Raw genomic sequence first — 12,717 nt, 5'->3', positions numbered from 1 at the left:
TCAGCCGTGCTGCAGCGCCGGCTCCGAGCGGCCGGCGGGCGCGGGCGCCGCAGGCGCCGGCCCGGCCGGGTCGGCCCCGTAGCCGTAGTAGCTCTCGTAGGTGTAGTAAGCCGTGTTCTGCGCCGTGGTCTTGGTCAGCACCACGCCGCGCGGCACGATGCCCGCCATGCGCAGGCGCCGGAAGGCATCGCGCATATGGCTCTTGCGCGTGTGGCTGGCCTGCGCCACGTACAGCATCGACGGCACCTGGTTGCCCAGCACGATGGCGTCGGCCAGGCCCAGCACCGGCGGGCCGTCGATGATGATGTACTCGTAGCCCTCGTCGTGCAGCCGGTCCATCAGCTGGCCCAGGCGCGGGCCCATCAGCAGGTCCACGGGGCTGGGCGGAATGGGCCCGGCGGTGATGACCGACAGGTTGGGGATGTCCACGTCGCGCAGCAGCGCGTCGTCGGCCTCGTGCCCCGCCAGGTAGCTCGACAGTCCGTGCGTGTTCGGCAGGCCCAGCAGCTTGTGCACCGTGGGGTTGCGCATGTCCGAGTCCACCAGTGCCACGCGCCCGCCCAGCTGTGCAAAGTTGATGGCCAGCGCCAGCGCCGTGGTCGATTTGCCCTCATTCTTGGTCGTGCTGGTCAGCACCAGGCGGCGCGGCGCGCCCTCGGCGGTGGAAAACTGCAGCGCCGTGCGCACCGAGCGGTACGCCTCGGCCAGGTGCCCCCGCGGGTCGGTGTGCGTCAGCAGGCCGATGCTCGCCAGGTTGGTCTTTTCCTTGATCTTCGGGATCACCCCCAAGAGCGGCACGCCCAGGGTCTTCTCGACCTCGTCGGCGAACTTGATCGAATCGTCCAGCGACTCCATCAGGAACACCAGCCCCAGCCCCAGCACCATGCCCGCCAGCAGGCCGATGGCCGCGTTCAGCGCAATGTTGGGCTTGTAGGGGAAGAGCGGCGTCTCGGCCTTGTCCACCACTTGGATGTTGTTGGTCTCCACGCCGCCGGCCACGCCCACTTCCTTGACCTGCTGCAGCAGGCCGTCATACAGCTCGCGGTTGGTGTCCACCTCGCGCTTGAGCAGGTTGTAGTCCACGCGCTGGTCCTGGCCCTGCACGATCTCGGCGCGCGTCTGCGCCAGCCGCGCCTGGATCAGCGATTCCTGCTTGCGCGCCATGGCCAGCTGGTTCTCCACCGAGCGCAGGATGCTCGTCACCTCGGTGCGTATCTTGTCGTCCAGATCCTTGATCTGCGCGCGCATCTGCACCATGCGCGGGAAGTCGTCTTTGTAGATCTTGGCGTTCTGCTGGTACTCCGCGTCCAGCTTGGCGCGCTGGGTCTTGTATTCCTGGATGGTGCGGTTCTCCAGCACCTGGCGGGACGTATCGGGCGCCGTCTGGATGGCCTGGAACTCCGACTCGAACTTGATGCGCTCCTGCTCGGCCTTGCCCAGCGCGGTGGAAAACTCGGTGAACGTCTGGTTCACCACGTTGGTTTTCTCGTCCAGCGTCAGGATGTTGCGTGCGCGCGCGTACTGGTTCAGGCGCCGCTCGGACTCTTCCAGCTTCGCCTTGGTCTGCGCCAGCTGCTGCTCCAGGAAGGTCTTGGCGTACGACGATGCCTCCATGCGCCGCTCAAGGTTCAGCGCGATGAACGACTGCGCCATGGTGTTGGCGATGCGCGCGGCCAGCTGCGGGTCGGCGTTGTCCACCGAGATTTTCAGCATGCGCGAGTTGCGCACCTCCTCGGACTTGACCGCCCTGCCGAAGGCCTTGACCACGTCCTCGCGGTCCACCTTCTGCGCGTCGGCCAGCGCCGGCTCGCGCAGCTTGGTCCAGCTGTCCTTGATGCGGCCCAGCCACAGCTGCAGACCCTCGGGCGGCGCCTCGGCCTCGGCCAAGTCGGGGTGTTCGTCCCCGTCCCCTGCCTGTCCGTCACCGGCCCCGTCCAGGGCCGACTGCCGGCCCTTGCCCGCGAACGGCGAGCCCACGCGGTCCAGCCGCAATTCGTCGATCACCCGCTCGGCCAGCACCCGGCTGTTGAGCAGCTGCAGCTGCGTGCCCATGGCCGTGCGGTCGTCCACCTCCGAGCGGGCATCCATCTCCTGCCCGAACTTGACCACCGACGCCGCGCGCTTGTCCACCTGCAGCGTGGTCACCGCCTGGTACAGCGGCGTGCGGATGAAGCTCACCAGCAGCGCCGCCAGCAAACCCGCGATGGTCATGGACACCAGCAGCCACTTGTGCTTGACGACCATGCGCCACAGGTCCTTGAGGTCGATGACGTCGTCATCGTCCTCCTGCGCGGCCTGCTGCTGCGGCAGCTGCATGGCCTGGCCCAGCTGGTACTGCGCCGTGGCGCCCAGGGCATAGTTGGGCGGCTGGCCGCCATTGCTGGGCGGCGGCAGGTAGCGATGGGGCGGCAGTTGGTCGTTGGACATGAAAAGTCAGCGGTCAAAAGGCCCCGGCGCGGCGCCCGCAGGGCACCGGGTCGAAGGCGAAGAACAGGAAAGAAAGGAAGGGGCAGGAAGGCGGCCGGCACTGCGCGCTCAGGGCGCCACCGCGTTGCGGTACGAGGCCGAGAAGGGGTTGATCGTGTCGATGATGTCGCGGAACAGCGAGTCGCGCAGCGCCGTGCGCTGGCTGTCGCGGTTGACCACCACCACGTCGTCGCCGCGCAGCGTCGGGTCGGGCGCCTCGCCCGCGCGGATCTTCATCACGTCGTGCTTTTCCGTCTGGCTGTCGCCCTCGGGCGTCACGCGAAACAGCATGACCTCGTCGAGCTTGGCCAGCTGCCCGCCGCCACCGGCCATGGCCAGCGCGCGCAGCAGGGTGATCTGCCCGACCAGCGGGTAGATGCCCGGGCGCACCACCGCGCCATCGACCGTGATGCGCTGCGTGGTGAATTCCTTGATGAAGATGGACACCTGCGGGTCCTGCAGATAGTTCTTGCTGTACTGCAGGGCGATCAGCGCCTCGGCGTCGGAGGGGGTCAGGCCCGCCACCTGCACCAGGCCGATCAGGGGCATGGAGATGTGGCCCGTGGAATTGACGCGCACCGTGCGCTTGAGTTCGGTGACGCCGAAGACGTCCACCTCCAGCAGGTCGTTGGGGCCGATCTTGTAGTCGGCATCGATGGTGGCGGGGGCCGGCTGCAGGCGGCCGCCGGGGGCAGCCGGCGCCGCGCCGGCGCGGGCAGGGGCGGCATAGCCCCCCGTGGGCAGGGGCTGCGCCGCCGCCGTGCCCGCCACGCCAGGCGTGCCGCCGCCCGGCAGGGTGGTGGGCAGGGCCTGCACGCCCTCGGTGCCGGGCTGGGCGGCCACGGCCGCCGTGCCGGGCTGCGGGCCCAGGGGCTGCTGCGCCATGGCAGCGGCAGGCGTGGCCCACAGCACCCAGGCGGCGCACGCCACGCCCGCCAGGGCGGCAGCGCGCCTGCGCCAGGCGTGGAGCCGGGGGTGGCACGCATTCGCGCGCTGGTTCAGGTCTGGGAATCGCATGGAACCGTATCCATCAAAAAAAATTGCCAAGGCGCCAATGCCGGCGGGTATTGTAGGAGCGCACGCCCACCGCATTGCCTGAAAAACCTGTGACCCTGGTCGGTAGAATCGGCCGCCAAAAATGTTTCTCTGCCGTTGTATTTTCTTTTTGTCAATCGGCATATTCGTTTTCATTGGAAAAGGTAAATGATGCGGCCTGTGTCGCGCACCTCGGTGGCCCAGGGCCTGCTGCACCTGCCCCGCATGGGCAAACGCCTGCTGGCCGTCGCGGTGGACACCGCCCTGTGCGCCCTCACCGTCTGGCTGGCCTGGTGCCTGCGGCTGGAGGAATGGCTGCCCTTGTCGCTCATCCACCCCTGGGCCGTGGGCGGCGCGGTGCTGCTGGGGCTGCCAGTGTTCGTGCATTTCGGGCTGTATGCGGCCGTCTTCCGCTACGCCGGCTGGAACGCCATGCTGGCGCTGGGCCAGGCCACCGCCACCTATGGCCTGCTGTACATGCTGGTGTTCACCATCGTCGGCGTGCCGGGCGTGCCGCGCTCGGTGGGCATCCTGCAACCCCTTTTGATGTTCATCGCCCTGGGCCTGAGCCGCGTGGGCGTGCGCCTGTGGCTGGGCGACCTGTACCGCGAGCTGCTGCGCAAGTCGCGCGCGCCCGGCGTCATGGTCTATGGCGCCGGCGCCGCCGGGCGGCAGCTGGCGGCGGGCGTGCTGCGCATTGGCGACCAGCGCCTGGTGGCCTACATCGACGACAACCCGGCGCTGCAGGGCCGCAGGCTCGACGGCATCCCCGTGCACGGCCCTGACGACCTGGCCCCGCTGGTGGACAGGCACCGCGTGCGCCAAGTGCTGCTGGCCATCCCGTCGGCCACCACGGCACGGCGCAAGCAAATCGTCGAGCAGCTGCGCCCGCTGCCCGTGCACGTGCGCACACTGCCGGGCCTGGCCGACCTGGTCAGCCGCGGCGTAAGCGTGGGCGACCTGCAGGAGCTCGACATCGAAGACCTGCTGGGCCGCGACCCGGTGCAGCCCGACCACGCCCTGATGGCCGGCCACCTGGGCGGCAAGACCGTGCTGGTGACGGGCGCGGGCGGCTCCATCGGCAGCGAGCTGTGCCGGCAGGTGCTGCAGTGGCGGCCCGCCCGGCTGCTGCTGCTGGAGTCCAGCGAATACGCTCTGTACGAGATCCACCGCGAGCTGCAGGCCCAGGCCGACCGGCTGGCCGCCGAGGGCGCGCCCACCACCGAGGTCGTGCCCCTGCTCGGCTCGGTGCAGGACGCCCCCCGGGTCGATGAAATCCTCTCGGCGTGGCAGCCGCACATCCTCTACCACGCCGCGGCCTACAAGCATGTGCCACTGGTGGAGTTCAACGTGGCCGACGGCCTGCGCAACAACGTCTGGGGCACGCTGACCTGCGCGCGCGCCGCCGCGCGGCACGGGGTGGGGCACTTCGTGCTGGTCAGCACCGACAAGGCCGTGCGCCCGACCAACGTCATGGGCGCCAGCAAGCGCCTGGCCGAGATGGTGCTGCAGGCCCTGGCCGCCGCCGGGCAGGGCCCGCGCACCTGCTTCACCATGGTGCGCTTTGGCAACGTGCTGGGCTCGTCGGGCTCGGTGGTGCCGCTGTTTCGCCGCCAGATCGAGGCGGGCGGGCCCATCACCCTCACGCACCCGGACATCACGCGCTACTTCATGACCATCCCCGAGGCGGCGCAGCTGGTGGTGCAGGCCGGGGCCATGGCGCAGGGGGGCGATGTGTTCGTGCTCGACATGGGCGAGAGCGTGCGCATCCATGACCTGGCCTGCCGCATGGTGGAGCTGACGGGCCAGCGCGTGCGCAGCGCCGAAGCGCCCTGGGGCACTATCGACATCCAGATCACCGGCCTGCGCCCCGGCGAAAAGCTCTACGAAGAGCTGCTAATCGACGACAACACCAGCCCCACCGGCCACCCGCGCATCCTGAAAGCCAGCGAACGCTTTTTGCCCTGGGGCGAGCTGGAGCCCGCCCTCAGGCTGCTGGAGCAGCAGATGCAGACCCATTCGCACGCCCTGGTGCGCGCATCGCTCCTGCAGCTGGTCGAGGGCTACCGCCCCGGAGGCGACCTGGTGGACCACGCCCACCGCGCCCGCCAGGCCGCGCTGGCGGCGCGGGAGGGCGCGGGCGCCGAACTGCTCAGCGCCTGACGCGCGGCGCCGCCCCCGCCGGCGCGCCGCCCGCCGGCAGCGGCCGCAAGAACACCCCCAGCAAGAAGCTGGCCGTGATCGCCAGCGCCGGAATGTGCAGGTTGTATTCCACCCAGCTGTGCAGCAGTAGCGCCAGGCACCCCAGGCCGGCGAACACACGCAGTGCCAGCTCGCCCGTCAGGCGCAGCGCCCGGCGGGCGGCCCGCACCAAGGCCACCAGCTGCCACAGCACCAACGCCAGCACCAGCAGCGCCAGCAGCACCCCGGCCGCGCCCGCCTCCATGGCCAGCTGGGCATAGTCGTTGTGCGCGTGGTTGACGAAACCCTGCAGCGCGACTGCCGGCGCAAACCGCGGAAAGACCGACTCGAACGTGCCCAGCCCGCTGCCCCAGGGCCAGAAGGCGCCCGCGGCTGTCCAGGTGGCCTGCGCCAGGGTGCGGCGCAGGTCGGCGTCCTCCTGCAGACGCTGCGCCTCGACGCGCGAGAGGATGGCCTGCAAGTCCACCGACGCCGCCGCAAGCGCCACGAACGCCACCAGCGCCCCGCCCAGCAGCCACTGCTGCCAGGCCTTGAGCTGGCCGCGCAGCGTAAAAAAGTAGAGCAGCCCACACAGCAGCAGCACCAGCGCAGCCGCCAAAACGCCCCCGCGCGACTGGGTGGACAGCAGCACCACCACGAAGCTGAAGCCCAGCAGCAGCATGCCCGGCCCGCGCGCCACGGCGGCCAGCCGCCCGTCGCCGTGGTGGCGCTCGCTCCCGCGTTGCTGGCGCTTCATCCACACATACAGCCACACCGGCAGCAGCATGGCCAGAAAGTCCGCCAGGTGGTTGCGGTTGGCAAAACTGCCGATGAAACCCGAACCGGGCAGGCCAAAGTAAAGCGCCGACCGAGGGCCGCTGGCGAACTGCGCCACCCCCAGCAGCACCTGCATCAGCCCCGCGCCTAGCAGCACCAGCAGCAGCCGGTCCAGCAGCACGCGCGGCAGCCGCAGCGCGGCCAGCAAGGCCGCCACCATCGGCACCCCCACCCAGACCGAGGCCCAGGTGGCTGCCGGGTTGAGCGACAGCGGCAGCGCCCCCGGTACCGCCAGGCCCAGGGCGGGCAGCGCATCCAGATACGCTTGCCGCCCCGCCAGCGAGCCCCACCATGCCGCGCTGATGGGCACCAGCTGCAGCACGCCCAGCCACAGGGGGCTGGCAACCAGCACCGCCAGCGCCAACCACTGCCAGCGGGTCACGGGCGCCAGTCCATCCGCCAGCGCCGGCGCGGCGCCCGCCCCCCGCCGCCCCTGCAAGGCCAAGGCGGCCAGCGCCGCCAGCACCACCAGCGCCAGGGCCAGCAGCCCGGCCATGGCCACCGCCCGGTTGCCCCCGCGCACCAGCGGCGCCAGAAAGAGCAGGGCGCCCATCAGCAAGAAAATCAGCCAGCCTCCCCACCCCGCCACCGAGGGCGGGCGCGAACGTGCTGAACGTGAACGTGAACGCGAGTGCGAACGAGCAGTCAAGCAAAACCCCCTGGGTCCAGACAAAAGAAAGCCCGCCCGGTGCGCACAGGCGCGCCCCGGGCGGGCTGCAGCGCTTAGCGCTTACTGGCCCGAGATGGGTTTGGTTTCGCTCTCGTTGGCGGCCACTGCGGCCACGGTAACGGCAGCGACTGCCCCAACAGCTGCAAGGGTGCCCGCAGTGACGCCGGCGATCATCCCACCACCGGCGGCCAAACCCGCACCAGCGGCGCCGGCACCAGCAGCGCCGGCACCAGCAGCGCCGGCACCAGCGGCGGCGCCAGCGGAGCCAGCAGCGCCGCCGGGCGCGACCAGACCGCCGCCCACCGGGGCCTGCGCCACCTTGTAGGCCTGGAACAGGTCCTTGACCGAAGCCTGCTGCTCAGTGCACTTGAGCGCCGCGTTCACGGTCACGTGCTGGCTGCCCTTCAAGGCGACCACGCAACCGTTGTTCAGCACCAGGGTGCCGGCGCCGTCGCTGGCCACCAGGATGGACGCGCCATCAGCCACCGCCATGCCGCTGGTGGCGCGCTTGACGGCCTTCTGGCTGGCTACCGTGATGGAGCCTTTCACATCCTGCACCGTACCCACGGTGCCCTGGGCGCTGGCGGCAAACGCCGTCCCCACGCCCAGCGCCAATAACGCCAATTTCTTCATAGACTTCTCCTCTGGTTAATGGGTGGCCCGGTAAAAAAACGCATGCGCAAAACGCGCATGCAATTGGCCGCGAGTATAGCCACCCGTCCACGCGGCACTTCTTCTAGTTTGGCCCCCTTTTGCGGGCCAGCACGCCGAGCAAACCCCAGCCCAGCGCCAGACCCAGCCAGTCGGCCGTCAGGTCGCCCAGGCTGGCCCCGCGCCCGGGGATGAAGTGCTGCAGCCCCTCGGTTGCCATGCCCAGCCCGGCCAGCCCCAGCAGCACCCAAGCCAGCCGGGGCGTGCCGCCCCAGATCCAGCTGGCCAGGGCACCCAGCACAGTGAACAGCGAAAAATGCACCGCCTTGTCGCCATGGTCCGTCCAGCTGGCCTGCTCGATCTCGCGCGCGTAGGGCAGCCAGGACGCCACCCACACCTTGACCGCCAGCAGCGCATCGCCCGGCGTGAGCAACAGCACCAGGGTGACGAGCAGCGCCAGCACAAAAAGCGTCTTCCACCACAGGCCGCGCGGCCGCGTGCGGGCAGGGCGGGGCGAATGGAGCGGTTGGGGCCGCGCAAGGCCGGCCGGCGCCCGGCCGGGCCGGCGGGTCAGGCCGTGCTGCATGCGGCTGCCTGGGCCTGCGCCTGCGCCAGCACCTGCGCCAGCGCCTGACCCGTCCGGGCGATTTCTTCGTCCGTCAGCGTCGGGTGCACCAGCAGCATCAGGCTGGTGTCGCCCAGCTCGCGCGCCACCGGCAGGCGCCGTGCCGGGCGCCAGGGCGTGCCGTCGAACGCGCGCTCCAGGTACACCTCGGAGCAGCTGCCCTGAAAGCACGGCACGCCCAGCGCGTTCACCTCGTGGATGATGCGGTCGCGCCCCCAGCCCGACGCCAGCCGCTCGGGCCGCACATAGGCATAAAACTTGTAGTGGGCGTGCTCGCTGCCCTCGGGCACGTCGGGCAGGCGCAGCGCGCCGCCCGGCCCGGCAAACGGCGCCAGCGCGTCGCGCAAGACCTGCGCATGCGCCGCGCGCCGGGCCGACCAGTCGGCCATGCGCCGCAGCTGGATGCGGCCGATGGCGGCCTGCATCTCCAGCATGCGCCAATTGGTGCCGAACGAATCGCACAGCCAGCGAAAGCCCGGCGGGTGCTCGCGCTCGTACACCGCGGCGTAGCTCTTGCCATGGTCCTTGTAGGCCCACATGGCGCGCCACAGCGACTCATCATTGGTGGTCACCATGCCGCCCTCACCCCCGGTGGTCATGATCTTGTCCTGACAAAAGCTCCAGGCGCCTACGTGCCCGATGCTGCCCACGCTGCGGCCTTGGTAGCGTGCACCGTGCGCCTGGGCGCAGTCCTCGATCACCTTCAGGCCGTGCGCCTCGGCCAGCGCCATGATGGGCCCCATGTCGCACGGCCAACCCGCCAGGTGCACCACGATGACGGCGCGCGTGCGCGGCGTGAGCACGGCGGCGATGGTCTCGGCCGTCAGGTTGCCGCTGCCCGGGTCCACGTCGGCAAACACCGGCGTGGCCCCGGCCGTTACCACGCACGAGGCCGACGCCAAAAAGGTGCGCGGCGTCACCACCACCTCGTCGCCCGGGCCAATGCCCAGGGCCTTCAGCGCCACGTCCAGCGCCAGCGTGCCGTTGGCCAGCGCCACCGCATGGCGCGTGCCGGCCCAGGCGGCAAACTCAGCCTCGAACTCGCGGCATTCGGTGCCGGTCCAGTAGTTGACCTTGTTGGACAGCAGCACGCCTTGTACGGCGGCAGCCTCTTCATCAGTAAAAGCAGGCCAGGGAGAAAAAGAAGTGTTGAGCATGAAAAAGAACTGCAAAAAAGGATGTGTCAAGAAAACACGTCAAGCCATCGCCCTCGCCGGGTTGCCTACGACTGTCACCCCGGCGGGCACGCTCTTGGTCACCACTGCGCCCATGCCCACCACTGCGCCGCGGCCGATCACCAGCGGCTGACCCGGCCGGCCCTGCTTGAGCACGGCGCCAGTACCGATGTAAGCATGGTCCTCAATCACCACATTGCCGTTGCACTGCACGCCCGGCGCGAAAGTAACGAAGTCGCCTACCACGCAGTCGTGCGCCACATAGCTGTACAGATTGGCGTGGAAGTGCCGGCCAATGCGGATGTTGCTGGTCAGCGTGACGAAGGGGCTGAGTACCGCGCCTTCGCCCAATTGCACCTCGTCCATGCGTACTACGTTGGAAGCAGACACTGTCCAGGTCTGTACGCCGTCACGTGCACAGCGCTTGGCCAGACTTTCGCGCACGGTGCCGTTAGCAATGGCCAGCACCACATGGCGGCGGGCTGCCGGCTCGGCAAGAAGCTGCGCATAGGTCATCACCCGCTGGCCGTTGACCAGGGGCGCTTCGGGTGCGTCGTCCACAAACACCAGGCGCTCGGCCGGCACGCCCGCTTGCGCCAGTTGCTGGCGCGCTAGCGGCATTACTTCACGGCCGTAGCCACTGGCGCCGTAGACGGCGTACAGGTCATCGGTGTGCATGGATTCCTTCTGCTTCTAAAAAGATAGCTGCCTGCCCTCGTCGTATATGGGCTAGAGCTGCTTTTGAGTAATGTTTTTTGTCTGGCTGCCGGTAAACCGCCCCATGGTCGCCTCCCCCGCCGCGCTGATGCCGTCGCGCAGCAGCACCTTCTTCACCGTCAGCCACAGGATGCGCAGGTCCAGCCACAGAGACTGGTTCTCCACGTACCACACGTCCAGGCGGAACTTCTCGTCCCACCCGATGGCGTTGCGCCCGTTGACCTGCGCCCAGCCCGTCACGCCAGGGCGCACCTCGTGGCGCCGCGCCTGCTCGGGCGAGTACAGCGGCAAATACTCCATCAGCAGCGGGCGCGGGCCTACCAGGCTCATGTCGCCCTTGAGCACGTTCCACAGCTCGGGCAGCTCGTCCAGGCTGCTGGCGCGCAGAAAGCGGCCGAAGGGCGTCAGGCGCTCGGCGTCGGGCAGCAACTGCCCGTTTGGGCCGCGCGCATCGGTCATGGTGCGGAACTTGACCATCTCGAAAGGCCTGCTGTGCAGGCCGGGGCGCACCTGACGGAAGAAGGCCGGGCGGCCCAGCTTGCGGCGCACAAGCACCATGAGCACCAGCAGGGCGGGTGACAGCAGCAGCAGCCCGGTGGCTGAGGCCAGTACGTCGAACAGGCGTTTGAAAAATGTGGCGTAACTCACGAAATTCCCATCTCCCGCAACATCACCGCATTGACCTTATGCACGTCGTACTTCTCCTCGGCGACTTGCCGCGAGCGCCGGCCCATCCGCCCGGCCAGCGCTGGGTCATCTAAAAACCGCAGCATTGCCTGCTCCAGTGCATCAACCGACTGCACCGGTACCAAGAAGCCATTGTCGCCATCCACCACCGTCTCGCGGCACCCGGGTGCGTCCGTGGTGATGACAGCGCGGCCCATGGCCATGGCCTCCAGCACGGTGCGCGGCGTGCCTTCCCGGTAGCTGGGCAGCACATACACGCTGCATTCCGCGATGGCCGGGCGCACGTCCGACAGGCGGCCGAGAAACTCCAGCGTGCCGTTGGCCACCCAGGCATCCAGCTCATGTTGCGCGATGGCGTCAGGGTTGGTGTCGATCCAGCCCACCAGAAGGCAACGCACGTCAGGATGCTGCGCCCGCACGCGCTGTGCCGCCTGCGCATATTCACGAACCCCCTTGTCGCCCAGCAGCCGGGCGATCAGCAGAAAGCAGGGGGCCGATGACTGCGGCACCACCGCAAACTGCGCCATGTCCACCCCCGAGCCATTGACCACACAAGTACGGCCACAGGGCTGCACCAAGCGCCGCTGGCGGAACAGCGCCTCGTCATCCGGGTTCTGAAAAAACACACAGTCCACTCGCCGCAGGGCAAGGGCATACAGCCGCTGCACCAGTGCCTGCAAGCGCCCGCCCCGGCCTTGCTGCTGGAACGAATAGCCCAGCCCCGTGATGAGCGCAAACCGCCGAGGTACGCCAGTCAGCCACGCCGCCAGAGAGCCATAGATGACCGGCTTGATGGTATAGGCCAGCACAGCGTGCGGCCGGACATGGCCCATCAGCCGCAGCAAAGCCCAAAGGGCGCGCAAATCGGCCAGTGGACTGGTGCCCGTGCGCTCCAGCGGCAGATTGTGTGCCACCAAGCCCTGTCTTTCCAGCCGTATGCGCAGCGCATCGTCTGTAGCCAACCCCGGTGCTGCCACATGCACCTTGACACCATGGGCCTGCAAGGCAGCAATCAAAGGGCCGCGGAAACCCACCAGGGAAGGAGCGTAGCCGGCGATCACCAGATAAATCATGCGGGGCGCGCAGCCGTTTTCAGCCGACAGGGGGCTCATACACGACGCCAAAACGTGCTGCCAATGCGCCCAATCGCCGGTCCAGGGTCCACAGCCGTACGGCGGGCGTCAGCAGGGTGGAAGCCAACAGGGCAAGGTCGATCCATCCGCACCCGTGCCCGAACAGCTGCTCGCGGTCGATAAACGCCATCACCTCATGCGTGGTGGCCTGCTGCGCCTGCTGCAAGCGTTGCAAATTGGCCAGCGTCCGCTGGCGCTCGGGCGGTGTGCCGCAGGCGATCTCTCCCGCCACGAGTGGGTGCGTCGCTACTCGGTCGCGCATCAGCAGTTCCATCAGCGCCGCGTTGGCATACCTGAAGTGGCTCACCCAAACCGAGGTGTCCACCAACACTACCGTCATCAAGGCTCTTCCGGTCGGCGGCGCGCAATGTCCGCCATGTCTGGGGCGCTGCCGCCCAGCGCCGCCAAACGCTTGGCAGCCTGAACGCGCACGAACGTCTTGACAGCCTCGCGGAACAGATCGGCCTTGTCCATATCTCGGTCGGCGAGTTCCAGTGCTTCCTCATACAACACATCATCTATCGTGACTGTGGTTCTCAT

General features: G+C 68.7%; 12 protein-coding genes. 1 reads left to right on the top strand and 11 read right to left on the bottom strand.

The window, feature by feature from the left end:
- The gene (locus tag RT051_RS03650) at nt 1–2,427 is read right to left on the bottom strand and encodes a polysaccharide biosynthesis tyrosine autokinase (protein WP_313071902.1); all 2,427 of its coding nucleotides are present in this window, start codon (nt 2,425–2,427) and stop codon (nt 1–3) included.
- Nucleotides 2,428–2,535: 108 nt separating this feature from the next.
- Entirely contained in the window at nt 2,536–3,483 is a 948-nt protein-coding gene (locus RT051_RS03645; protein ID WP_313071899.1) for a polysaccharide biosynthesis/export family protein, read from the bottom strand.
- Nucleotides 3,484–3,669: 186 nt separating this feature from the next.
- Here RT051_RS03645 and RT051_RS03640 point away from each other — a divergent pair, with 186 nt between their 5' ends.
- A complete protein-coding gene (locus RT051_RS03640) occupies nt 3,670–5,664 on the top strand; it encodes a nucleoside-diphosphate sugar epimerase/dehydratase (RefSeq protein WP_313071895.1) in 1,995 nt (664 codons plus the stop codon).
- Here the strand turns inward: RT051_RS03640 and RT051_RS03635 are convergent.
- From RT051_RS03635 to RT051_RS03595, 9 genes are all read right to left on the bottom strand, one after another.
- Nucleotides 5,654–7,072: an O-antigen ligase family protein gene (locus tag RT051_RS03635; protein ID WP_313071892.1), complete on the bottom strand. Its 1,419-nt coding sequence runs from the start codon at nt 7,070–7,072 to the stop codon at nt 5,654–5,656. The genes RT051_RS03640 and RT051_RS03635 overlap by 11 nt on opposite strands.
- Before the next feature lie 177 nt (nt 7,073–7,249).
- Nucleotides 7,250–7,822, bottom strand: a complete 573-nt coding sequence (locus RT051_RS03630) for a hypothetical protein (protein WP_313071890.1) — start codon at nt 7,820–7,822, stop codon at nt 7,250–7,252.
- A 103-nt stretch (nt 7,823–7,925) separates the two neighbouring features.
- Complete coding sequence (locus tag RT051_RS03625; RefSeq protein ID WP_313071887.1) at nt 7,926–8,303, bottom strand: VanZ family protein; 378 nt, start codon at nt 8,301–8,303, stop codon at nt 7,926–7,928.
- 107 nt (nt 8,304–8,410) lie between these two features.
- On the bottom strand, nt 8,411–9,622 hold the full coding sequence (locus RT051_RS03620) for a DegT/DnrJ/EryC1/StrS aminotransferase family protein (RefSeq protein ID WP_313071884.1): 1,212 nt from the start codon (nt 9,620–9,622) through the stop codon (nt 8,411–8,413).
- A 39-nt stretch (nt 9,623–9,661) separates the two neighbouring features.
- Nucleotides 9,662–10,318: an acetyltransferase gene (locus tag RT051_RS03615; protein ID WP_313071882.1), complete on the bottom strand. Its 657-nt coding sequence runs from the start codon at nt 10,316–10,318 to the stop codon at nt 9,662–9,664.
- 51 nt (nt 10,319–10,369) lie between these two features.
- Nucleotides 10,370–11,005, bottom strand: coding sequence for a sugar transferase (locus tag RT051_RS03610; protein ID WP_313071879.1), 636 nt, complete (start codon nt 11,003–11,005; stop codon nt 10,370–10,372).
- Nucleotides 11,002–12,156, bottom strand: a complete 1,155-nt coding sequence (locus RT051_RS03605) for a glycosyltransferase family 4 protein (protein ID WP_313071877.1) — start codon at nt 12,154–12,156, stop codon at nt 11,002–11,004. Before RT051_RS03605 ends, RT051_RS03610 begins: the two co-directional genes overlap by 4 nt.
- The gene (locus tag RT051_RS03600) at nt 12,137–12,517 is read right to left on the bottom strand and encodes a PIN domain-containing protein (RefSeq protein WP_313071874.1); all 381 of its coding nucleotides are present in this window, start codon (nt 12,515–12,517) and stop codon (nt 12,137–12,139) included. Before RT051_RS03600 ends, RT051_RS03605 begins: the two co-directional genes overlap by 20 nt.
- Nucleotides 12,517–12,717, bottom strand: a complete 201-nt coding sequence (locus RT051_RS03595; protein WP_313071872.1) for a type II toxin-antitoxin system VapB family antitoxin — start codon at nt 12,715–12,717, stop codon at nt 12,517–12,519. Before RT051_RS03595 ends, RT051_RS03600 begins: the two co-directional genes overlap by 1 nt.

It is taken from the genome of Melaminivora sp. (assembly GCF_032059615.1).
In the GTDB taxonomy this organism is placed as follows: domain Bacteria; phylum Pseudomonadota; class Gammaproteobacteria; order Burkholderiales; family Burkholderiaceae_C; genus Melaminivora.
This window is presented reverse-complemented; position numbering and strand designations above follow the sequence as displayed.